The organism is Micromonospora parva, assembly GCF_000718515.1.
In the GTDB taxonomy this organism is placed as follows: Bacteria; Actinomycetota; Actinomycetes; order Mycobacteriales; family Micromonosporaceae; genus Micromonospora; species Micromonospora parva.
In genome coordinates, this window is record NZ_JNZS01000011.1 from 203,729 (window position 1) to 224,985 (window position 21,257).

At 69.6% G+C, this 21,257-nt stretch carries 22 protein-coding genes; 5 read left to right on the forward strand and 17 right to left on the reverse strand.

Annotated features, from left to right (window positions below; genetic code table 11):
* The first annotated feature begins 4 nt into the window (after positions 1–4).
* Complete coding sequence (locus IF22_RS0117770; RefSeq protein WP_081883878.1) at positions 5–985, forward strand: GlxA family transcriptional regulator; 981 nt, start codon at positions 5–7, stop codon at positions 983–985.
* On the opposite strand, the gene IF22_RS34450 is transcribed toward IF22_RS0117770, so the two are convergent.
* The 4 genes from IF22_RS34450 to IF22_RS0117790 form a co-directional block, all read right to left on the reverse strand.
* Entirely contained in the window at positions 867–1,589 is a 723-nt protein-coding gene (locus IF22_RS34450) for a hypothetical protein (protein WP_156057605.1), read from the reverse strand. The genes IF22_RS0117770 and IF22_RS34450 overlap by 119 nt on opposite strands.
* Before the next feature lie 72 nt (positions 1,590–1,661).
* The gene (locus IF22_RS0117780; protein WP_030333375.1) at positions 1,662–2,375 is read right to left on the reverse strand and encodes a response regulator transcription factor; all 714 of its coding nucleotides are present in this window, start codon (positions 2,373–2,375) and stop codon (positions 1,662–1,664) included.
* Entirely contained in the window at positions 2,348–3,502 is a 1,155-nt protein-coding gene (locus IF22_RS0117785) for a hypothetical protein (RefSeq protein ID WP_030333378.1), read from the reverse strand. Before IF22_RS0117785 ends, IF22_RS0117780 begins: the two co-directional genes overlap by 28 nt.
* A gap of 43 nt (positions 3,503–3,545) precedes the next feature.
* A complete protein-coding gene (locus IF22_RS0117790) occupies positions 3,546–4,724 on the reverse strand; it encodes a sensor histidine kinase (protein ID WP_030333379.1) in 1,179 nt (392 codons plus the stop codon).
* Between the two features lie 214 nt (positions 4,725–4,938).
* On the opposite strand from IF22_RS0117790, the gene IF22_RS0117795 reads away from it, so the two are divergent.
* A complete protein-coding gene (locus tag IF22_RS0117795) occupies positions 4,939–5,949 on the forward strand; it encodes a hypothetical protein (protein ID WP_030333383.1) in 1,011 nt (336 codons plus the stop codon).
* A 13-nt stretch (positions 5,950–5,962) separates the two neighbouring features.
* Here IF22_RS0117795 and IF22_RS0117800 read toward each other — a convergent pair whose 3' ends face one another.
* Positions 5,963–7,003: a hypothetical protein gene (locus tag IF22_RS0117800; RefSeq protein ID WP_030333384.1), complete on the reverse strand. Its 1,041-nt coding sequence runs from the start codon at positions 7,001–7,003 to the stop codon at positions 5,963–5,965.
* The gene (locus tag IF22_RS0117805; RefSeq protein WP_030333386.1) at positions 7,003–7,500 is read right to left on the reverse strand and encodes a SigE family RNA polymerase sigma factor; all 498 of its coding nucleotides are present in this window, start codon (positions 7,498–7,500) and stop codon (positions 7,003–7,005) included. Before IF22_RS0117805 ends, IF22_RS0117800 begins: the two co-directional genes overlap by 1 nt.
* Positions 7,501–8,225: 725 nt before the next feature.
* On the opposite strand from IF22_RS0117805, the gene IF22_RS0117810 reads away from it, so the two are divergent.
* Positions 8,226–8,528, forward strand: coding sequence for a MerR family transcriptional regulator (locus IF22_RS0117810; protein ID WP_030333387.1), 303 nt, complete (start codon positions 8,226–8,228; stop codon positions 8,526–8,528).
* Positions 8,529–9,064: 536 nt separating this feature from the next.
* Positions 9,065–10,093 carry a beta family protein gene (locus tag IF22_RS36460; RefSeq protein WP_081883879.1) on the forward strand — a complete coding sequence of 343 codons (1,029 nt, stop codon included), beginning with the start codon at positions 9,065–9,067 and terminating at the stop codon, positions 10,091–10,093.
* Here IF22_RS36460 and IF22_RS36465 read toward each other — a convergent pair.
* The 10 genes from IF22_RS36465 to IF22_RS0117860 form a co-directional block, all read right to left on the reverse strand.
* Entirely contained in the window at positions 10,059–10,850 is a 792-nt protein-coding gene (locus IF22_RS36465) for a sce7726 family protein (protein ID WP_156057608.1), read from the reverse strand. The genes IF22_RS36460 and IF22_RS36465 overlap by 35 nt on opposite strands.
* A gap of 227 nt (positions 10,851–11,077) precedes the next feature.
* Entirely contained in the window at positions 11,078–12,637 is a 1,560-nt protein-coding gene (locus IF22_RS0117820) for a hypothetical protein (protein ID WP_030333390.1), read from the reverse strand.
* A complete protein-coding gene (locus IF22_RS0117825; RefSeq protein WP_030333391.1) occupies positions 12,634–13,608 on the reverse strand; it encodes a bifunctional DNA primase/polymerase in 975 nt (324 codons plus the stop codon). Before IF22_RS0117825 ends, IF22_RS0117820 begins: the two co-directional genes overlap by 4 nt.
* A 31-nt stretch (positions 13,609–13,639) precedes the next feature.
* Positions 13,640–13,939, reverse strand: a complete 300-nt coding sequence (locus IF22_RS0117830; RefSeq protein ID WP_030333394.1) for a hypothetical protein — start codon at positions 13,937–13,939, stop codon at positions 13,640–13,642.
* Complete coding sequence (locus tag IF22_RS0117835) at positions 13,939–14,235, reverse strand: hypothetical protein (protein ID WP_030333396.1); 297 nt, start codon at positions 14,233–14,235, stop codon at positions 13,939–13,941. Before IF22_RS0117835 ends, IF22_RS0117830 begins: the two co-directional genes overlap by 1 nt.
* Positions 14,232–14,483: a hypothetical protein gene (locus IF22_RS0117840; RefSeq protein ID WP_030333397.1), complete on the reverse strand. Its 252-nt coding sequence runs from the start codon at positions 14,481–14,483 to the stop codon at positions 14,232–14,234. Before IF22_RS0117840 ends, IF22_RS0117835 begins: the two co-directional genes overlap by 4 nt.
* Before the next feature lie 141 nt (positions 14,484–14,624).
* Positions 14,625–16,811: a cell division protein FtsK gene (locus IF22_RS0117845; RefSeq protein WP_030333399.1), complete on the reverse strand. Its 2,187-nt coding sequence runs from the start codon at positions 16,809–16,811 to the stop codon at positions 14,625–14,627.
* Between the two features lie 99 nt (positions 16,812–16,910).
* On the reverse strand, positions 16,911–17,705 hold the full coding sequence (locus IF22_RS0117850; protein WP_030333402.1) for a hypothetical protein: 795 nt from the start codon (positions 17,703–17,705) through the stop codon (positions 16,911–16,913).
* A gap of 137 nt (positions 17,706–17,842) precedes the next feature.
* Positions 17,843–18,085 carry a DUF6284 family protein gene (locus IF22_RS0117855; protein ID WP_030333404.1) on the reverse strand — a complete coding sequence of 81 codons (243 nt, stop codon included), beginning with the start codon at positions 18,083–18,085 and terminating at the stop codon, positions 17,843–17,845.
* A 349-nt stretch (positions 18,086–18,434) separates the two neighbouring features.
* Positions 18,435–18,677, reverse strand: a complete 243-nt coding sequence (locus tag IF22_RS0117860; RefSeq protein WP_030333406.1) for a helix-turn-helix domain-containing protein — start codon at positions 18,675–18,677, stop codon at positions 18,435–18,437.
* Between the two features lie 301 nt (positions 18,678–18,978).
* Between IF22_RS0117860 and IF22_RS0117870 the strand changes: the two genes are divergently transcribed.
* Positions 18,979–20,091 (forward strand): hypothetical protein, encoded by a 1,113-nt coding sequence (locus tag IF22_RS0117870; protein ID WP_245233662.1) that lies wholly within the window; start codon positions 18,979–18,981, stop codon positions 20,089–20,091.
* Here IF22_RS0117870 and IF22_RS0117875 read toward each other — a convergent pair.
* Positions 20,071–21,105, reverse strand: a complete 1,035-nt coding sequence (locus IF22_RS0117875) for an NAD-dependent epimerase/dehydratase family protein (RefSeq protein ID WP_030333408.1) — start codon at positions 21,103–21,105, stop codon at positions 20,071–20,073. The two genes, IF22_RS0117870 and IF22_RS0117875, sit on opposite strands and share 21 nt — an antisense overlap.
* Positions 21,106–21,257 lie beyond the last annotated feature (152 nt).

Genomic DNA, 21,257 nt, shown 5'->3' on the forward strand with positions numbered 1-21,257 from the left:
CCTGGTGACCCGGGTCGTCTTCCTGCTGGTCCCACAGCTGCACCTGCTGGACCTCGCCGGACCGGCCCAGGTCTTCTCCAGCGCCGCCGACCTGGGGTACGACTACCAGCTGCACTACGTCGCCGAACGCGAACAGGTGCCGACTGTGCAGGGCGTACCGCTGGTCGCCGACACCCGGTGGCCCGAACTGGCCCCGGACGACCTGGTGATAGTGCCGGGCTGGCGGCCGGCGGCGCACGGGCCGCAGGGGCCGGTGTCTCCCGGCGACCTGCGGCGGCTCGCCGCGCACCACGCGGCCGGCGGCACGGTGGCCAGCGTCTGCGCCGGGGCGTACGCGCTCGGCCGGGCCGGGCTGCTCGACGGCCGCCGCTGCACCACCCACCACGAGGTGCAGGACGACCTGGCGCGCCGGCACCCGGCGGCCCAGGTCGTCCGCGACGTGCTGTACGTGGTGGACGACCGGGTGGTCACCTCGGCGGGCATCGCCAGTGGCATCGACGTGGCGCTGCACCTGGTGGCGACCCGGCACGGCCCGGCGACCGCCGCGAAGATCGCCCGCACGCTGGTCGTCTACGCCCGCCGCAACGGGCACGAGCCACAGGCCAGCGCCCTGATGCGGCACCGTTCCCACCTGTCCGACTCGGTGCACCGGGTGCAGGATCTGATCGACAGTCGGTACGCCGAGCCCCTGCCGCTGGCCGAGCTTGCCGCCGCCGGCGGCGTTGCCGAACGGACACTGACCCGGCTGTTCCGGGCGAGCACCGGCCTCACCCCGCTGGGCTATCAGCAGCTGCTCCGGGTGGAACGGGCCGAGCACCTGATCGGGCACGGCAGCACCGTGGAAGCCGCCGCGCGGGCCGTCGGCTTCACCGATGCCCGGATGCTGCGCCGCCTGCGAGCCCGCCCCACGAGGTCGGCTCCGGTCTTGACCGGTAGTAGTCGTCCCGGGAGTGGAACTCCACCGGCAACGAGCCGGGCAGCGTGATCCGGGTGTCGCCGGCGAGCAGACCGGGGCCGGCCCGCAGGAGCAGCACGTCGCGTTCCTGAGCCGAGAGGTCGACCAGCTGCGGACGGTTGAGCCGGAACAGGGCCACCGCCCGGCGGACCTGCCGGGCGAGCGCCACGACCTCGGCGGCGGCTCCGCTGAGCGCCAACGCCGGTTGCTGGATGGTGCGCAGCGCGTCGCAGACGATCAGCAGTCGCAGCGGTGCGTCAGGGGTGGTCGCCGACAACTCCAACCGGGACGGCCACTGCCAACGGATCTGCCCGCTCATCAGGCCGTTGAGCCGAGCGGGCGGCCGGGCGCGGTGCGTGCCGTCGGCGACGAGCGACAGCTGCGAGCCGCTGCCCACCCAGCAGATCCGCTGGTCGGTGACGGTCACCTCGACCGGCTCGGGAAGCTCCCAGCGGCGTCGCATCTCGCTCGGCCCGAGCAGGTAGCCCGCGACCAGCAGCCGATGTCGCCCGAGCAATCGTTCACCGGGCCTCGGTCGCAGGTGGTAGCGGCGGTCCAGGGTCGGGCCCACGTCGTCGTCCGGGGCGTCGAACCGGTGGGGACCGATGAAGAACGGGGACGCATCGGAGTGCATCGTCACGACCTTCCGGTCAGCTGGCTGTGAAGAGAAGCCTCGCGGACAACAGCGCCCCTGTCATGACGCCTGTTAGGGGGTCGGCCGGTCGTGCGTCGCCTGTGACCGGTAGATGCCGATCTCCTCCGGGCGGACGAGACCGTCCTCGATCGCACGGGCGAGTAGTGCCGCCTTTGTGGCGGCTGGCCGCCCCGCCCGGGTGTACTTGATCCGCGCACGGTCGACGTACTGCTTCACTGTGTGCTCGCTGATCTGCATCCGCCGAGCCACCGACGCCTTCGACATCGACTGGAACCAGAGCAGCAGCGCCTCACGCTCCTTGTCGGACAGCATCGGCCGGTCCGGTCGCGGGTCGCCGACCATCGCACCGGCCAGCGCCGGCGGCACGTACGGGCGGTCGCTCGCGGCGGCCAGCACCGTCTCCACGCAGTGTTCCCGGCCCTCGTGCTTGGCCAGGAACGCCACCGCCCCGGCGTCCAGTGCGGCCAGCATCGTCTGCGGGTCGGTGTGCTCCGAATAGACCACCACCCGCCGCCCGGCGGCGCTCAGCTCGGCCAACTTGTCCAACGCCATCCGCCCGTGCAACCGCAGGTCGAGCAGGACGACGGCGGCGTCCGGGGCGGACCGCAGCACCTCGTCCGGGTCGTCGCCGGTGGCGAGCACCGTGAGGCGCGGCTCGGTGGCGAGCCAGGCGCGGACTCCCTCGACCACCACCGGGTGGTCGTCGACGATCGCCACCCCGACCGGCTGATCGCCGCTCACCGCCGCCATCGGGTCTGCGCCCATCTGATGTTCCCGTCCCGTTCGTAGAGGTACTGCACCGGCCCGTCGTCACGCTCCCCGGGCGGTGGGCCGGTCGCCTCCGGGCCTTCCCGGTCCGGCGTGACCAGGCTGACCACCACCTCGTCCGGGCCGGAGACCACTGTCAGCCGCGCCCATCCCCGGGCGTCGGCGAGGGTGCCGGTGAGCGGGTCGGCCAGCCGGCGGCGGATCTCCACCGGCAGCGGCGGCGGGGTGCCGATGGTGACCAGGTCGATCGGCAGGCCGCTGCGTTCCGCCAGGTCGGCGGCGGCGCGCAACTCGTGCAGCAACGGGTCGGGCACATCGTCGGACTCGGCGATCAGCCGGCGTAGCCGTGCGGCGGCCAACATGCACCGGCGCTGCACCTCCGGGTCGCCCGGGTCGGCCTGCCCGGCGGCGAGGTCACCGAGGACCCGCCCGGCCGCCGAGCTGACCAGGGTGAGCCGGTCGCGGCGTTCCTGGCGGCCACGCTCGGCGGCATCCCGCTCGGCGGCCATCGCGTGACCGGCGGCCGAGACGCCGGCCCGCTCCCGAGCCAGGCCGACGATGACGGCGCTGCCCACGAAGACCGCCACCGGCAGCGAGAACGTGCCGTAGACGTACATCACGTAGCGGGCCACGTCGGCCGGGTCGGCGCCGTGCCCCAGCACGGCCACCAGGGCGATCAGGGCGTGCGTGCTCAGCAGCGCGATCAGCCCCACCACGCGCTGGCCCCACACCGCCAGCACGAAGAACCAGCCGAGCGTGCCCCACACCCAGTTGGCGGCCGTGAACAACTGCCGATCCCCGGCCGCGGCGAAGACGGCCGCGTCGACGACCAGCAGCAACACGGCCAGCGGCCACGGCGGCAGCGGCGAGCCCAGCAGCAGCCGTACCCCGGCGACCGCGCCGGTCACGGCGACCAGTATCCAGGCGCCGAGCACCACTGCTGGCGCGGCGAACTCCGCGCGGGCGGCCAGCACCGCCGGCAGCGCGATCGCGACGTGCCAGGCCAGTGCGATGACGACGGCGGCGATCCGGGCGCCCCGGTCGGAGGCGTGCGCGACGGCGGCCGGCGCGGCGAGCGCCTCGGGGGAGACCGGCTCCCGGGGCGTCGGAACGCCGGCCCAGATCGGTGCCTCGGGAGCGTCGGTGAGGTGCGCAGGGGCGTTCAGGTCAGCCGACACCGGGCCACTCCAGTCGAATCAGGGTGCCCATCCCGACCGCCGAGTGCACCTCGGCACGCCCACCGACGGTGGCCATCCGGCCGCGGATGGACTCGCGCAGCCCGTACCGGTGCGGTGGGACGGTGGCCAGGTCGAAGCCGGGACCGTCGTCGGCGACCTCGACCACGACGCCGATCGCGTCGCGGACCAGACGCAGCGTGGCCTCGGCGCCGGGGGCGTGGCGGACCACGTTGGACAGCGCCGCGTAGGCGCTCTCGCTGATCGCGTCGGCCACCCCGACCGGGACGGCGCAGGACGTCAGGTCCAGCCGTACCGCGAGCTCGGGCAGCCGTTCGACCACCGACCGCAGCCGTCCGTCGAGCGGGACCGGGCCGTCGCCGGCCACCGGGCCGACGTCGCTGAGCGAGACGAGGGTACGCAGGTCGGCCGCGCACCGGTCCCGGAAGACGGTCGAGGGACCGGCCACCGCGCCCAGCCCCACCATGGTCAACGTTCCCAGCACGGTGTCGTGCAGGTCGCGGTTCTGCTGGCGTTCGGCCTCGCGGGCGGCGCGGGCGACCAACGCCTCCCGGGTCAGCCGCTGGTGTTCGGCGAAGGCGCGGTCCGCCCGGCCGATGCGTCGCCGCATGACCCCCGCCATCATCGCCGTGCAGGCGGTCTGCGCCAGCAGCGTGGCCGCGTGCGCCCGCGCCTCGGTGGGGTTGCCGGCCGCCTGCGCGCCGGTCACGTAGGTGACGATCACGAGCAGCCCGGCGGGGATCGACCAGCGCGCCAGGGCGGTGGCCTGTGTGTTGATCACCGTGGTGCTGGCCAGCACGGCGATCCAACTGCCCTCGCCGGGCAACACCTCGGGTGCCACCAGCACAGGCATGAGGAGGCAGGCCGACGCGGTGACCGCGACGTCACCGGCGACGAGAGCGGGACCGATGCCGTGGCGCAACGCGCGGTGGGCGTACCAGAGGGACCAGCCGGTCAGCACGCCGACAGCGGGCAGCAGCACCGCCTGCTCGACCGGCGGGGTCTGCACGGACACGGCCACCGCAGCGCCGAACAGCCCGCAGGTCAGCCGCAGCAACGCCGGCAACGTGGTGAAGATGAGGCCCAGGGCCCCGCCGGCCGGATTGTCCAACGTGGGCGGCGGCACGGCTGGAGTGGCAACGGCCGGCATCGGGAAGTGCCCTTCCGACAACGACCCGGTCCGGGTCCACACGAAGCAGATAGACATTGGACAATAGCATGTCGGCTGACATCTGATGACCCCTAGTGCACGGAGTGTCGCTAATGTGTCACTCTGTGCCCGCGCGGCTGGGGGTGGTCGCACGGGTGCCGCGACCGATCGGAACCGAGCACACCTGCCGTCCGTCTCATCCTCGGGTGAAAGGATGGTGAGCTGGATGCGCTCGTCCCGGACGGTACTGGCGGTGGCACTGCTCGGCATGGCACTGAGCGGCTGCGGTGGCACGGAGAACGGGCCGGGCGAGGCTGCCGAGCCCGCCCCGGCCCAGATCGTCGACAAGTGGACCTCCTGCGCCAAGGATGCCCCCCGAGCCGGCGAGACAATCACGTTGCCGGGCACGCAGACGTCGCCACCAGCCTCCAAACAACCGACGACCGGTCGGATCGACCCCACGTTCACCCCGGTAGCGGCCGTGATCTGCGGGCGGGAGACCCGGCCGGGCCGCCGGGGCGGCCAGCAGCACTTGGCCACCGAGCGGCGCGCCGAGGAGATTGCACCACTGCTCGCCGCGCTGCGCCTGCCCAGCGAGCCGACCGGCGGGAAGGTCGCCTGCACCCTCGACATGGTCGTCCCGCCGTGGCTGGCCCTGCTGGACGACCGGGGGCGTTGGCTGCGCCCCCAGATCCCGACCGACGCCTGCGGCAAGCCGCGCCGCGAGGTCATCGCGGCCCTGGCCGGGCCGCAGTGGAGCACTGTGGACACCCGTACCATCGGGCAGGTCGAATCCGCGGCGGCCGAGGCCGCCGGATGCGCCCAGCAGTGGACGGACATGGTGTGGGTGGAAACCAGGAGCCGTCGCCCCGGGCCGGCCGGGCCGGTCGCCCGACCGGCCGCCGGGCCGCTGCGCCTCTGCGTCTACCAGGTGCCCGAGTCGCTCCAGGAGGGCGAAAAGCCGGCCGGCGATTTCGTGTACGGAGGGCCACTGCCAACCGAGCGCCAGGCGGGTGTGCTCCGGGCGCTGAACAACCGCCGGGCGGTGGTCGACTGTGCCACCCCGGCGACCCGCTTCGCGGTGCTGCGACCGCTCGACGGGGAACGCCCCGACTGGTACGTGGAACTCGACGGCTGCCGACGGTTCCTCGTCACGCCACCGATCGGTGCAGCCCAGCTCGGCCAGGGCGACGACACGCTGGTCAACCTGCTGGGGCCGATCTGATCCGGCCGCCCGGTCACCAGGTATCCGGGCGGTCGGGGTCGGCGGCCGGCCGGTACCCGCCGAGGATCGTCAAGCCCTCCGCCTCGGTGTAGCCGTCCCCCCACCCCTTGCGGAACGCCTCCACGACGAACGGCTCGACGGTCATCTCCAACACGTCACTGCCCTGCCGGCGGGCCCGGTAGGGGCCGGCGGTGAGATCCCCGGCCCGGGCCCCGCCGGCCGGGGCGGGTTGCGCCCGAACGGTCAGCCAGCGACCGGATGCGTCACCGACCACGAGAGCGCCCTCGACGAACGTCCCCCGCGCCGAGCGGCCGAACGTGACCGAGCATTCGAGCAGCCGTCCGCCGGGTGGCACCGACTCCAGGCGGAACGGCACCACACAACGGTGCGCGCCATCGAACCGGACCCGGCCCGCCGTGCCCGTCGCCTCGTCCCGGGTGGTCGCGTACGTGTCCAGTTGGGCCCAGAGCCCGTCGACGGGTTCCCAGCGAACGAACCACAACTGCCGGTCACCGGACGGGTCGAACCAGGCGACACCCGGGCGGTCACCGACTCGTACATCGGAGCGTGGCTGCGGTCGTCCCGCCGACGACAACGTCTGCTGAAGCTCGTCCAGCGACACTTCGGTGCGGGCCAACACGAACCGGGCCTGCCCACTGCGGCCCCGGAACTCGACGCTCTCGATGCCGCGCCCGGCACGCCACGTCGCGTACTCCGCACCGCTCACCAGGGCGCCGGGCGAGAAGTGCACGGTCGCGGGATCGGCACCCACCTCCTCCGGCCGTACGGTCGCAGCGCCTCGTGCCTCCGGCAACATCAGTGCCGAGGCCGGCGCGATCGGGTCGTCGGTGGTCCGGCCGCCCGGGAGCACCAGAACCACCGAGGTGAGAGCAGCGCACGCCGCCGCCACGCCGCCGGCGATCAGTGCCCGTCGCCGCAGCCTCAACCGCCGGCCGCGAATCCGGGCGTGCTGCACGAATGGTGTCGGGTCGACATCGCCACCGGCACGATGCTTCAGCGTGCTGGCGAGCTGCTCATCAAGGTCGCTGAACATCAGAACTCTCCTGCCCGTGCGGGGGATGCCGCAGCCTGTCGTTGACGCAGCGCCGTCAGCGCCCGCTTCGCGTGGGTGCGTACCGTCCCGGTCGAACAGTCGAGGATCTCCGCGATCGACGCGTCGTCAAGATCCTCGTAGTAGCGCAGGACGATCACCGTGCGCTGACGCGCCGGCAGCGCACAGACCAACCGCCACAGCGCGTCGCGCTCAGCGACCCCGGCCGCCTCGTCCACGTCACCGGCCTGATCGAGTACGGCGGCGACGGTGACCTCCCGGCTGCTCCGCCGACGCCACCAGGATCTGTGGGCGTTGACCAGCATCCGGCGGACGTAGGCGTCAGGACGATCCGTCCGGGCGATCCGCCCCCACCTCGCGTACGCCTGGGCCAGGACCTCCTGCACCAGGTCCTCGGCCCGGTGCTCGTCACCGGTCAGCAACCGGGCGAGCCGCACCAGGGCCGACGTGCGGGCGAACGCGTACTCCTCGAACGTCACGCCCTATTAACGCCGTGGACCGGTCAACCCGTAGACACCTGCCGGGCACCGAACCTGAGGTGCGGCGGCGGTCGGCTCAGGGCGGGGATCCTCCCGTCGGTACCGCTTGCCCACCGCGCTTCCCGTATACGTCGTCCTATCTCCGTCCTCGGAGAAAATCTATGCTCGAAACGCTAGACATCCTTGCCGGTCCCGACTAACGTTCCTGAGGTCGAAGACGGAGTAAGCAAAGACGCTGACGTTGCCGCCCCCCACGAGGGCGAAGGAGTCGGGACAGGGAACGTGCAAGTCCTGCTCAGCTCGGCGGCAGACATTTGCCGTAGTTCGGTAGTACGTGTGTGACAGCGGGTGAGGCCGACGCTTGTTCAGGGCTTCACCCGAGGCAAGGAGAGTTCGTCGTATGTGTCGGGGCCATGAAGTCGCGTGGGGCTCGGGCACTGACGAGACAGCACGGAGTAAGGCAGAGGAATCAGAGGCAAGGGAGGGCATTACACCGTTGGATCGCCCGCTACCAGTTGCATCTGTGGGCTGGGCGCGGACACCGCAGTTTCCCTCGAACGAGAGGTGGTCTCCGGTCACGCTTATGCGATCCTCGCACCCGAAGCCGTCCCTGACGGCCGGTGCGGACAAGACAAGCCGACGTTCTGTCGGTAGATGGTGTTCCTGACCCACAACCCTTGGGCCCCGGTGCTTCCGAGCACCGGGGCCCTCGTGATGGAGGTTTCATGGCTCAACCCGACGACATGCTCGACGATGAGGACTACCCCGCCTACACGATGGGCCGTGCCGCCGAGATCATCGGCTGCTCGCAGGACTTCCTACGCCGACTGGGCGACGCGAAACTGATCGACCCGCAGCGCTCCGGTGGCGGGCATCGCCGCTACTCTCGCTACCAAATACGCCTCGCCGCGCGCGCCCGCGAGATGTGCGACCAGGGCACCGACATCGCCTCGGCCTGTCGGATCATTATTCTTGAGGACCAACTCGAAGAGGCCCTTCGACGCAACGAGCGCCACCAGCAGGGCTGAGCACACCCGTCCGTGCTGGCCTGCCGCAAGGTGAAGCCGAACGCCATACGGTCCCTCCCCTCAGGGCAGGGACCGTCTGTCGTCTGTAGAAGGGCTTCGTTGGGGAGCGGAAGCCCCTTGACCTGCGGTGAGGTAGGTGCGCCCGGCAGGATTCGAACCTGCGGCCTTGGGATTAGAAGTGGCTTGGGGTGCGAGGACTAAGCCTTCATCAGGCCGCTCTGCCCTCATGTTGGGCAACTGTGGGCGCTCCAGTTGCTCCAGTGCGCCTCATTTCGCACCACGCGACGCACCATGGCCGGGTAGTGGTTCCAGCTCGAACACCGCACCCTCCTCTTGTTCATCGACTCTCGCGTGCCGGGCGCAGCAGCTAAAAGCGTAGAAACAGTGCATCTTTAATTAATCTCGCTAATCGGCCGTCAATGGCTACGCTCCGCCCTTACGACATGCCTCTCCGTGAATGTCAACTGGTTACATTGTGAGCTTGCTTAGATACCTTGAGTAGCCACAGGTTAACCAGCAATCCTTCGGGGGTCGCTATGGTCGGATATTGGCCGGTGCTCAAGGGGCGCGAGGGTGAGTTCAAGGCGCTGAGTCAACTAGGGGATCGCGACGTCAGTCACCTGCACCCCTTGCTTGAGGTCTGCCCCTCGGATGGTGGGACGACTAAGGCTAGCGTCGGCTTCGTGCGAAAAGTCCGAGAATCAGTGCCTGCTGGCATGACCGTCGGCGTGGACACGACGCATGTCAGGACCAACGATGAGGGCCGACCGCTGATTGTAGAACTGGCAGAGGACTTAGAGCAGTGGGGCGTCCCGATTGCGCCGGTTATCCGCCTTCAAGATCCGGACGACCATGTTCTGGCCTGCGGTGAGGCGGCGCGCCTGCACAGCGGCAACGTCATCATCCGTCTCGGCAGCCTTACGGCAGATCCCGATCCGGTGGCCGACGCTCCTCGGATAGCCCGAGCGTTGTCTCTGGCCAAAGTCGGCCCTGAACGCTGCCACCTGATGGTGGACATGGGTGAAGTCTCATCGGACAGGGATGTGAGCCGAGCCGAACTGGTTGTGAGGAACGTGCTCGATGGACTGGGCGACCAAGGGTGGCACTCCGTCGTCGTCACCTCGGGCGCCATGCCGCCAGCCATCTCGGCTCTCCCCCGCAACGAGGCGACGCCCTTGACGAGGTGGGACTGGAAGCTTTGGGGGCGGCTGGCCGATCGGAGCCCACAATTCGGCGACTATGGGATTGCTCATCCCGCAATGCAAACCGGAGGCCGAGCGCCCTTGCCGAGTCTCAGATATACCTCAAGTGAAAATTGGTGGATCTATCGTTGGGATCGCCCTGAGACCGGAGGTAACAACAGCTTCTACGACTTGTGCGAAACCCTAACTTCATCGGACCATTGGCCGTTCGTGGGCCCCGAGTTCTCCTGGGGGGACAGGGAACTCGCGCGCTGCGCTCGACGGCAGCCGGGGCCAGGTAATGCTACGAGCTGGCGGGCTTGGGGAACCTCCCATCACCTCGCTCATGTCACAAGCGAGCTGGCCAATCCTGCCGCGTCCTAAGCACGCGCCGAACCTCTGTTTGCAACTCGTCTAGCTCTAATGTTTCAGTGAGGCGTTCCCAGACGAACCATCGCGGTGCCCTTGACAAGCCCCGGTGGTTCCCGCGCTCTTTCAGTAGGGCCATAGCTTCGTCCCGCCACAGCAGTTGCGCCACCGAAAAGGGATTTGGGCTGGGGTTACGGCGGCCGCGACGGACGCTCCGAAGCTGGACTTGGCGCTTGCCGGGAACGGCAAGCCAGACGCCCCACCATGATGGAATCATTTGGGATGCCTGATCGAGGTACCGGTCGGTCGTCACAAGGGAGGCGCGGTCGAGCACCCTGCTATACAAATCGGCCTGCCCTACGAGCCGGCTCAACTTGTCTTCGTCACTCTTAATCTCGAACCCGGAGATTTGGCCGTTGATGACGGCTACATCGACCCTTGTCCGGCCAGCGCAAAGACCTAACTCGTGCCGAATTTGAGTGCCCGGCTCTGAGTCGTACTTCTCAACGAGGCGAGTCATTAGCGCCTGCCGTATATCGCTATCGCGCATCTCACCCCGTCTCATCCAACGTTGCGCAGAACCCGCCAATACTTGCATACAAGGTTCGGCGTCTCTAGCGCAGCCGGCATGTCGTGTCAGGTGTCGCATGATCGATGGTTCGCGCGAACGACTCGATGAGCGGTACCGCAGAGCATCGATGAGCGATCGGCGGGAGGCGGTCGAGTGGGGCGGTCGCGGTGGTCGCCAGGCGTGGCGGGAGGGCTGAACCATCTCCGCATCTCCGCATCTCCGCAAAAATGCCTGTGAGCTGGGCAAATGCTTGCGGAGATGGTCGGAGGTGGTGAGGGGTCATCTCCGCAAAGAGCCGGGATCTCCGCAGTTGGTTGCGGAGATGCGGAGATTGATGATCCTCTTGGTTCTGATCTCCGCAGGGTGTTTTCCCTGGTAGAGCGGGGTTGGTGCGGCGTTGCGGAGATGCGGAGATGGTTCAGCGGGTTTCACCCCTCGTGCTGTTCCACCCAGAACACAGATCGGTCGCCGCGGTCGTTGCGGCCGGCACGCACGACGTGCTCACCGCGCCACCGCCCGGCCTGCCCGGTAAGCAGACGGCCGAGTTGCAGCGGGTTGGGTAGCCGCCCGTTGTGGGTGGTGATGAACTGCCCATCCCACGGGTCGTTCACGTCGCTGCCGAGGTGCATGGGCTCGCCGTCTTGCCGGAGTTCGGCGGCGGTCATCGCACGGCCGCCGTGGCGGTCGTGCCAGCAGGTGAGGAACGCGCGCCAGCGCGTTTCGTCTTCATCGATCTCACGAATGTCGGCCGCGTTGGTCAGGAATCCGTCGATGCCGTGGTGGGCGAGGAACCCGCCGAGGGTCTGCGCCCATGGGGTGAACTGCCGCATCGACAACCCCGACACCCGAGGTGCTCCCCGCCGGGTCCAATCGAGCACCAGCACGAGCAGATGCCACAGAACGGTGAGTTGGTTCGCCGGGTCGGTGATCCACTGGTCAAGGTGCGGGATGCCGAACCCGCGTTGGTCGCGCAGCTCGGGGCGGGGCATGTCCGGGTCGAGGCGCACCCGCACGGTGCGGGAGGCCATGTCCCCGCCCACCTGAAGGTTGTTACCGGTGGCCATCCACAGCCGGTCGTTGACGGTGGCGACGTTGCGCGACGCCCCTAGTTGCCGGTCGGACCAGACACCGGAGGTGACGAGCTGGGCGAGCACCGCGGAGTCGATGACGGTGCCCTCGGCCAGGTTGTCCCAGATCACCACGCCGACCTGCTCGGCCAGCACCGCCGTGATGGACTTGCGCAGTTCCTCATCCGAGTAAGCCCAGGTCATGACCCGCTGCCCGTAGAGCATCCCCGGCCCGGCGGTCAGGATCGTCTTACCCGATGACGGCATGGTGGCGTCGATCAACGCGAACGGGGTCAGGGAACGGGTGAAGTGCCGCAGGATCGGCGTAGCCAGCAGCGCCACGTAGTTCGCCCGGTCAGCCGCGGATGCCCATGGGAAGTCGCGCAGGAATCGGCCGAGCAGGAACGTGCGCGCCTCGTCGACCTGCTCCGGCGTCGGTTCGTCCGGCACCGGGGGAAGCGCCACCTTGGACGCGAGGTAGAGGCCGGTTGCTGGGTCGTAGCCGGGTTGCTGGAGCAGGGTGCCGTCCCGGCGCAGGACCGGGGCGCCGATGATTCCGCGTAGCGGCGGCACGCCGGGCCACGTCTTGCCGGCCAGCACGGACGACAGGATGTCGCGAGGTGGGGTTACCTCGTCTTCGTAGACCTCGGGGTCGCCGGTGTCGCTCTTGCGGGTCTTGAGCCGGTACACGTAGGCGTGCTCGGCCAGTAGCCCGGCCAGCCCGGCGGGGTTGACCATGCTCGCCGACACCGGCAGCGGGGAGTCCTCGTCGGCGGCGGTGGCCAGGCCACCGGAGACGGCTTCCATGTGCACGAGCGCCCCGGCGGACACGTAGGTGTCGGGCAGCAGCCCGTCGACCAGCGCCGCTTTGAGCACGCGGATCGTTTCGGGGCCAGAGCCGATCTGCAACCGGGTGCTCATGCCGCCGCCCTCCCCACCCCGGCGAGGGTGCGCGGGTTGTTCGCCCCGGTCCGCAGCCCTGATGCGATCGTGCGGGCGACCTCCCCGGCGGGCAGGCCGAGCGACAGCGCGGCCGGTTCCAACACGGCGCTCACGTCGGCGTCGGTGAGCGCACCTCCGGCCACGAGCTGGCCGAGCGCCACCGCTGAGGCGAACAGGGCGTGGTTGCGCTGCCCCTCCGGGGCGGCGGTGAGGTGGGCAACCTGCCGGCGGATCGCGGCGGCGAGGTACGGGCCGCGCCGGTCCGGCGGCAGCGCCACCGGGGCGGGCTGGTGCGCGGGTCGAGGTGCGGGGGCGAGCAGCCCGGCCACCCACGCGGGAAGCGGTGCCGGGTCGCAATCCAACGCCACCGCGTACGGGTGGCCAGCGGCGGTGCTGCCGGCCGCCACGACGTATCCGCCGTGGGCGCGGGTGTCGACCTTCCAGCCCAGCCCGCCCCGGTCGCCGGTCGTGTTGCGCAGGTCCGGCCCGGCGGGGTGGCGGTAGTAGAGGTGACTGCCGCCACTGGCCGTGGTCACGGTGTACGTGGCGTCGATGCCGCCGTGCCGGTTGGCGAGGGTGGCGAACACGTCCAGGCCGTCACACGCCGCGGCCCACTGCGGCGGCGGGGTGTCGTCGGCGTGCTTGGGCACGTCGAGGTCGACCACGACCAGCCCGGACGGGCCGCAGGCAATACCGATGCCGTAGGGGCGGGTCGACCACGCCCGGCGGATACGGCCGGGGTCGGTGGTGGCGCGTTCCTCCCACCCGACGTGACGGCCGGCGGCGCGGCAGCGCGGGTCGGCGCGGGGGCAGTGCTCGGCAGTGCAGCGGTTGGGAAACGCCGGCCGCTTGGCGTGGTCCGGATCGTCGGGTCGGTCGTCGGGACGCAGGGGGAAGACGTGCCAGCCGCGCGCAGCGTGCGCGAGCGCGGCGGTCAACAGGTCAGGCATGGGGCATCTCCCAAAGGCTCGCGGGGATGGGTCAGGCCGGGCGACGCTGGGCGCGGACGGCGGCAAGATCGATCAGCGCGCCGCCAGAGGCGTCCGGGGTGCCGGTAGGCCGCTGCCGCCCGGCGGCGACGTTCAGGCGCAGATAGAGCCGGTAGCGGCCGGCGTCGGCAGCGGTCAGCGGCCGGCGGGTGCCGTGCTGCGTGAGGTGCCCGGCGTCGACCAGCGCGGTGGTGGCGGCGTCCAGCTCGGCGGGCGTGCCGGTGAGCCAGACCTCCAACCCGGACAGCCGGGCGTCACGAGGGGAGGGGCCATCGCGGCGAGGACCGGGCATCAGGCGGCCCGCCGAGGTCGGGGGCGGCCCGCGATGGTGGCGCGGGTCACGGTCTCGCGCAGGTCACCGAGCAGCCCTACCAACTGCCGCCGCGCGGCCAGATCGGACGGTGCGAGCGCGACCCTGACGCGCACCTCGGCGTGTTCGCGGCCGGCGGCGGTGCGCACCCTGACGAGGACGGCGCGGGAGCGGCCGGCGACGTCGACCACGATCTCCTCGGAGCGGTGCTCACCGAGGCCGCAGCGGTGGTCTTTGCCGCACCAGCCGGTGTGCCCGTCGCGTGGTCGGCGGTTCATCGCTTGGCCGCTTGGTACTCGTCTTTGATGTGGTTGATGGCGTGCCGGCCGACGCGCAGCCGCAGCCCCGTACCGGCGCAGCGGCGGCACTCCCTCCGCAGCCGGCCGAACGTGGACCGCTTGCGGCCGGTGCCCTTGCAGGTGCGACAGCGTCCGAACGGCGCAGCCACGCACAGGGCAAGGTAACCGAGCGTGAGCGCGGTGAGGATGAGGCAGGGTGCGGTGGCTAGCAGGTCGTGGGGGTCCATGACAGCCTCCAGGGCCGGTTTTCGGGTGTGGTTGGGGGAGGCCGCTAGATTCCTAGCGTCCTGATCACGGTTCGAATGGCGTCCTAGGGGTGGTCCTAGGTCTAGGAGGTGTCTGCTCCTAGACCTAGGACCGATCTGCGGCTAGCTTGCGTTGCGCTTTCGGTTACGCTCCGCAATCGCGGCGATGATGGCGGCGCGTTCGAAGCCGCCCCGGTTGGCGCCCTTGCCGGTATTTGGGTCGGTGCCCCACGTTTGGCCGACCTTCACCCCGAACGGCTTGAGCGCGACGGTCACCTGCTCGCCGTCCCACCCGGTGTAGACCTCCGGCCGCAGCTCCCCGAGGCGGGCGGCGACGGTGCGGCACCACACCTTGGCTTCGCTGGCGGGGACCACGGCGGTGATGTCGTCGAGCAGGTTGTAGGACAGCGCCTGAACCTTGGCGGGCTGCTCGCCGAGGGCGTGCCCGGTCAGCCGTCCGGCGGCTTCCCGGGCGATGCGGGCGCGGGCCGCGATCGTCTCCGCGAGGGGTCCGTCGATGTTGACGGTGGTGGTGATCCTCGCGTCGGCGCCCTCCCCGACGAAGTAGCCGGTGCCCTTGTCCGTCCAGGCGAACATGGTCGCTCGGATGCCCTGCTTGTACTGCGAGGTGCCGAGGACCATGTCGTTCTCGGTCTGCCCCATCACCTTGAGACAGAACCGGGTCGACGCGTTCGCGCTGATTCCGGTCGGGAGGCTCTTGGCGTCGGGCCGTTGGGTGGCGAACACGGGGATGATCCCGAGCGCCGGTCCGCGCTTGACGAGGTCGGTGGCGATGGCTTCCAGCTCCTTGCCGTACTCGGGGTGCTCGAACCACTTCTGGCACTCGTCCACCCCGACGACCAGCGGATGCAGGCCGAGGGACTTCTTCGAGGCCAGCTCGGGGGTGACCTTGTTCTCGGGGCAGAGGTCGCGGGGCAGGTCGCGGATCACCTTGGCGCGGCGGCGCAGTTCGTCGCGCAGCTCCCGCATCCCGGCCACCGCGTACTCGATGTCCTCGTCTTCCTCACCGGCGCGGTAGCGGTGCGCGACCTGCTCCAACGCCGATAGGTCGCCGGTGCCCTTGAGGTCGTACGCGTGGATCTCCGCACGCGGGTCCAACGCCGCGATCAGCAGCACCTCCCGCAGCGTGAACGTCTTGCCCATACGCGGGATGGACCCGATGACCATCGCCATGAACATCAGCGTGAGGTCGACCCACCGGCCGCGCGGGTCGGTGCCGAACGGCTGCGGCCGGAACAGGTCCACCGTGCCGGCCTTGAGCAGCGGCCACACCGGCTTACGGGCCTTGGACATGTCCTGATCCCCGACCCAGAGCACGAGTCGGCCGGGGTGCACCTCGGGCTGCCCCTCGGGCCACACGCACCCGAGGGGGCGGGAGAGGCCGGCGGCGAGCTTTTCCCGCTTCTCGATGACCTCGGTAGCGGTGACGCCGTTGGGCAGCTCCACATCGGCGCGCCAGCCGGGGCCGTCGCGGGTGATCGGGGCGGGGAACCAGTCCTTGCCCCGATCACCCTTCGAGAGGGCTTGGTTGATGCCGGTGATGCCGAGGTTGCCCAGCGCGCGCACCACCACATCGGAGGTGAGTTTCTGTACGCGGGGCACGACCACGGCGGTGTCGAGCAGCGGCTTGTCCGCCGGACGGCCCAGCGCACCGAGCCCGGCCAGCAGCGCGGCGAGGGTGGCGTACCGGGCCTCAGCCGGGGCGAGGGCGTAGGCGATGCCCAGCGCGGGCAGCACGCCCAGCACGACGGCGGCGGTGATAAACCCGCGCCACCGCACGCGCTGGTCACGCAGCCGCGACACCTTGAGGTACATCTCCGCGTCGCCCTTGTCCGCCGTCAACTGGCGAACGTGCTCGCCTTGCAGGTCGAACAACCACCGGCCCCACCCGCCGAGCAGTCGGCCCGCGCCGCGCGGCGCTCGCCACGCGAGCTTGCCGGCGTACTTCGGGGTGCGGGTCAGGTGGAACGCTCCGGCGTGGAACAGGTGCCCGATCGTCCACCGGGCGGCGTCGCGCAGCTCGGCGCGCGAGCGCAGCCACGCCGGAACGATCGGCCGACGCTTCGCGTCCTGCAACCCCGCCACCGTGAACCGCGGCGACCTTTGCGCGGCCGGCGAGTCCACCAGACGCGGGCCGGTGTCGCCCGGGTCGCTGTCGTTATCGGGGGTGCTGGGTGCCTGTCGGCGGGAGCGGGCGGCGTCCAGGTCCACCACGTCGGCATCAGGTCCGGTCAGGTCGTTCTCGGCGGCCTGCCAGTCGAATCGGTCGTCATCTCGGGGGGACGTCATGATGGGGGTTCCTCCATCTGATCCGTAAGGGGTCGGGGGTCGAGGGCCGGCGGCACGGCACGGGTTTCCAGGCCACGAGGGCCGTGCCGCCGGGCGGCGCTAGTCGTGGGTGCGGACGAGGTGCGCGAGGGCGGCGCCCATGCCGAGCACCGCCACCGGAAGGCAGGCAACGGCGGTGGTGATCCACCACGGGGCCGAGGTCACTCCGGCGGCTTCGAGCAGGTGGTAGGCGACCTGGCCGAGCGCGCCGATGGCGAGGGAGCCGAGGGCCGACCACTTAGCGAACGTCCGTGCACGCTCGGGCACCCGCCCAGACAGCCACACATAGAGCGCGTACGCGCCGTACGTCTCGACACCGATCGGAAGCGTGATCGCGCTGTTGATGGAGAAGCTGTCCCAGATCCCCGGCAGCGGGTGCACGATGCCGAACCCGGTGAGTCCGCCGAGGCCAACCCACCCGGACCAGATCGCCACGAACGCGGGCAGCGCTAGCAGCACCACCGGCCAGGCCACCGCCCGCCGGTTGTCCGTCGAGTCGGTCGGGTCGGCCTCGATGGCGACCTTGGTGCCCAGGTCTGCGACGGGTACCGCCTGCTCCGACAAGACCGGCGAGCCGTGGCCGGCGGCCGGCGACAGGTCCGGTGCCGGTGCCGGGTCGGCGATCGGGTCCGGGGTGGTGTCGGCCGGGTCCGTAGTGGCTTCGGTGTCGGCCGGCGGGGGACCGGTGTGGGCCAGAGCGGCGAGGATTGCGTCTGCCTTCGGACCGCCGACCCGCAGTTCCTTCTTGATGCGATTGCGCGACGGGATCTCGCCGAGCTGGTCGGCCAGGTCTCGGGCGGCGGGGATCAGGTCTTCGACCGGCCGGGGAAAGGCCGACAGCGTGGGGGCGGTCATGACAGGTGTCCCTCCGATGCATCAGTGCCGTAGATGAGCGAGAACATGGCTTGTTGCAGGGCCAGCAGGTCCGCGCCGCGCCTGTCGTCGTCAGCGGGGCGGAGGATCGGGAATCGACGGCTCACGGTGGCCCCTGCCTACGCGGCCTGGCCGGCAACCGAACGAACGGCGAGCAGGGCACGCGCTTCCCGCAGCACCCGACGCTGCGCCCGGCGAAGCCGCTGCCAGTCCAACTCGGTCGGACCGGCATCACTGGTCAGCGCAACAATCTGTGCGTCGAGCAGCAGAACCTCAGCCTCGATCAGCGGCAACTCCTGCTCGATCTCGGCGAGGTCAGCCCCGCTCGGCTCGATCTCCAGGGAGTGGTTCGAGTCGGTCACTTCGTGTCCCTTCTAACTGATCTGGCGCTCCTAGATGCGCGCCTCTGTTGCGCAACAACGTAGCGATACGCGGGTCTGTTGCGCAAGGGGGTAGCGGTATGTTGGTCCGATGAGTGATGCGCGAGGTGAGCTGTCAGCAGCTACGAAGCGGTACCGGCGTACTGAAGCTGCTCATGAAGCCGCACGCGAGGCGGTGGTTGCAGCGGTAGTTGCGGCGCTTCGTGATGGCATCGGCCCGGCTGAGGTCGAGCGGCTATCGCCGTTCAGCGGTGCCTACGTCCGGAAGCTCGCTCGGGAGCACAGCGTCCCTCCTGCGCCGCCGGGGCCGAAGCGGGTCGCCCGGTAGCAGTCATCCAGTGGCCCGCAACGTGTGATTGCTGGCGTCCACCAGGCCGTACGTCAGCGCGGACGCCTCCATATCGTCGATGGCGCGCGCTGGGATCACGAAGCGGCCACGGACCTTGATGGCTGGGAACTGGCCGGCGTGAATCGCCCGGTAGAGGGTCACCTCCGACATGCCGAGGATCGCTGCGGTGTCCGCGACCGACCGGAACCGGGGGTGATCGTTCTTGAACGCGAGGGGTTCAGCCACGGGAGTCTCCTCAGTAGTCTGTGGTTGGCGTTCCGTTCGGCTTGCTGAAACCAGTGAAGTCGAAAGCGAGCGAAGCGCCCATGCAAACCCAGTGCAATACGCGGCAATCCGATGCAACTTGCAAGCTCGGGAGACCACGGTGGCGACGGTAGGCCGGTGGACAGGAAACCTCGCCTGTTCGCTTCAAGCCGCCGCCGGAATGACGAACGAGGGATTCGCGGGGTGGCTCGGGATCGCGACAAGGACAGTCGCTTACTGGCATAGCCGGCCGGACACTGTTCCTGGAAACGCGAATCAGGACGTGCTGAACGCCGCCCTGGGCCGTGTATCGGATTCGGTTCGATCCCGGTTTTTCGAAACGCTCAGCCGCGTTCAGTCGGAGGGAATTGTTGGCAGTGGCGGCATTGTTCTGAATGGTGTGAGCGCTGCTGCCGACTCGGTCGCCAACGATTCCTTGCTGATGAGCCTTGCTCTGCCGCACGACTGCATCGAGTCCCTACAGGAAGACGTAATGCTGCTCGCCCGCTCGGGTGGCATGACAGCCTTCGACGTGTTCCGCGGCGCCCGGCGGTTGCGCGACGAGGCAAGGGCTTTAGTCGAGCGCACCCGTCGGCCGGTTGAGCTGGCCGATCTCTACGTGATTATCGGCCAGAGCGCCTCCCTGATGGCTTCCACCGCCTTCGATCTCGGGCACTGGAACGAATCGGCGGCACTAGCCAGGGCGTCAACGCAGTACGCCGACCTGGCCGGACATGCGTCATTGAAAGCGTGGACCTACGGGCTGCAAATGACACTCGCCAACTGGCGTAACGAGCCTGATTCCGCGCTGAGCTACTTCGCTCGTGCTATACGAGCGGCCCCGGAGGGAGAGCCGAGGCTGAGGCTCCGCTATATCGCTTCCCGCTCTCATGCGCTGCTCGCCGATTCCGATTCAGTCGCGGCCGTCTTGGAAGCAGCCCAGCGAGATAGGGAATCGGCAGCGGACCGACCCGACGAACTCGCCACCTCTACTGGCGGGGAATTCGCGTTCGGTGAAGCGCGGGCGGCGGCATGTGCGGCAGCGGCATGGCTTGACCTCCGGAACGGCGAGCAGGCCGCGAGGTACGCCCGAGAGGCGTTGCAGGTGTACGAGACGTTGCCCTCGCCCAGGCGGCCGTACTCCCAGATTAACGGGACGCAAATCGATGTAGCTGCTGCTCACTTACACATGCGGGACAAGGATGGTGCGGCCGACGCGCTTCGTACCGTCTTGGACTTGCCGCCGCAGAAGCGCAACGTCTCGCTGACTGGCCGGCTGTCGCGGATAGAGCGTCTGCTGAGCGAGTCGCCGTGGAACCGCGACACGGACGCGCGCCAGCTCGCCGAGCGCATCTCGGCGTGGCTGTCGGAAACGTCAGCCCGTCCGCTCACCTGACTGGTGCCATGCGGTCAACACCTGCTCTTCCTTCTCCCGACTGATGCCGATCTCCGCAGCCCGATCGTGGTTGCTGACCTCGCCGTTCTCCACCATCCATCGCCAGGTGTCGCGGACGGTCAGCGTGAGCGGCCGGCAGCGCAGGCCGGCTGTTTGCGCTTTGGCGATGTCGACGCGCCAGACGCCGTCGAATGTGCGCCAGAGGGGCAGCTCGGACCACTGCCGGACGCCTTGGCCGAGCAGCACCTCATCGGGCACCCAGTCGAAGGAGGCGTCAGCCTGAGTCGCGTGGACGCAGTCCGCCAGTAGTCCGCCAAAGGTCGCGCCGTCCCTCGGGGCGCAGACGTTGAACGCGCCGGAGGAACCTTCGGTGATGGTGTGGAGTGCGAACGCGGCCAGGTCGCGTACGTCGACAGGCTGGATGGTGCGGTCGGGGGAGCCGGGGGCTAGGACTCGCCCACCGGCAGCCACGCGGCGCAGCCACCACGGCAGGCGGCCGACGTACTCACGCGGGCCGAGCACGACGCCGGGGCGCAGGAGCGTCGTCCGGTCTGTTCCGAACGCAGCGACCGCTGCGGCCTCGCATCCGGATTTCTGATAGCCGTATCGGGTCGGTCCGTCTTCGGTGTCGGTGCCGTAGTCCGGGCCGGCGTCCGGCGGGCAGTAGAGCACTTCGGAGCGTTCGGTGAGCGGCTTCAGTGGCCAGTCTCGGTAGACGCTGACCGTGGACATGAAGACGTAGCGACCGACGACGGGAGCAAGCGCCCGAGCCACCTCGAGAACGTTCCTAGGCACGTAGCCCGAGGTATCGACCACGGCATCCCATGGGCCAGCGGCGGCGAGGGCGGCGACGTCCTCAGGACAGGTCCGGTCGCCCCGGATGGGCCGTACGGCTTCCAGGAAGGGCTCCGAGGTGCCCCGGTTGAACGTCGTCACCTCCCAGCCGGCGTCGAGGGCAGCCGTGACGATCGCGTGTCCTACGAACCAGGTTCCGCCGAGCACTAGCAGATGCATGCATCCATCATGCCGAGCAGGGGCGACAGCCGGTCGGTAGAGGGTGCCGGCCGTCAGTTGTCGAGTTGCTCACGAGGATCGAGTCAAGGCGTCGACAAGCGCCCGCGCTTGTGCCTGTCAACGGGTCGTTGACACTTCGCAATAGAAGTCTC

Coding starts and splice junctions, on each gene's coding strand:
- IF22_RS34450 (WP_156057605.1), bottom strand. CDS start 1,589: ATGCACTCCGATGCGTCCCCGTTCTTCATCGGTCCCCACCGGTTCGAC.
- IF22_RS0117780 (WP_030333375.1), bottom strand. CDS start 2,375: ATGGGCGCAGACCCGATGGCGGCGGTGAGCGGCGATCAGCCGGTCGGG.
- IF22_RS0117790 (WP_030333379.1), bottom strand. CDS start 4,724: ATGCCGGCCGTTGCCACTCCAGCCGTGCCGCCGCCCACGTTGGACAAT.
- IF22_RS0117795 (WP_030333383.1), top strand. CDS start 4,939: ATGGTGAGCTGGATGCGCTCGTCCCGGACGGTACTGGCGGTGGCACTG.
- IF22_RS0117800 (WP_030333384.1), bottom strand. CDS start 7,003: ATGTTCAGCGACCTTGATGAGCAGCTCGCCAGCACGCTGAAGCATCGT.
- IF22_RS0117810 (WP_030333387.1), top strand. CDS start 8,226: ATGGCTCAACCCGACGACATGCTCGACGATGAGGACTACCCCGCCTAC.
- IF22_RS36460 (WP_081883879.1), top strand. CDS start 9,065: ATGGTCGGATATTGGCCGGTGCTCAAGGGGCGCGAGGGTGAGTTCAAG.
- IF22_RS36465 (WP_156057608.1), bottom strand. CDS start 10,850: ATGGTTCAGCCCTCCCGCCACGCCTGGCGACCACCGCGACCGCCCCAC.
- IF22_RS0117820 (WP_030333390.1), bottom strand. CDS start 12,637: ATGAGCACCCGGTTGCAGATCGGCTCTGGCCCCGAAACGATCCGCGTG.
- IF22_RS0117825 (WP_030333391.1), bottom strand. CDS start 13,608: ATGCCTGACCTGTTGACCGCCGCGCTCGCGCACGCTGCGCGCGGCTGG.
- IF22_RS0117830 (WP_030333394.1), bottom strand. CDS start 13,939: ATGCCCGGTCCTCGCCGCGATGGCCCCTCCCCTCGTGACGCCCGGCTG.
- IF22_RS0117835 (WP_030333396.1), bottom strand. CDS start 14,235: ATGAACCGCCGACCACGCGACGGGCACACCGGCTGGTGCGGCAAAGAC.
- IF22_RS0117840 (WP_030333397.1), bottom strand. CDS start 14,483: ATGGACCCCCACGACCTGCTAGCCACCGCACCCTGCCTCATCCTCACC.
- IF22_RS0117845 (WP_030333399.1), bottom strand. CDS start 16,811: ATGACGTCCCCCCGAGATGACGACCGATTCGACTGGCAGGCCGCCGAG.
- IF22_RS0117850 (WP_030333402.1), bottom strand. CDS start 17,705: ATGACCGCCCCCACGCTGTCGGCCTTTCCCCGGCCGGTCGAAGACCTG.
- IF22_RS0117875 (WP_030333408.1), bottom strand. CDS start 21,105: ATGCATCTGCTAGTGCTCGGCGGAACCTGGTTCGTAGGACACGCGATC.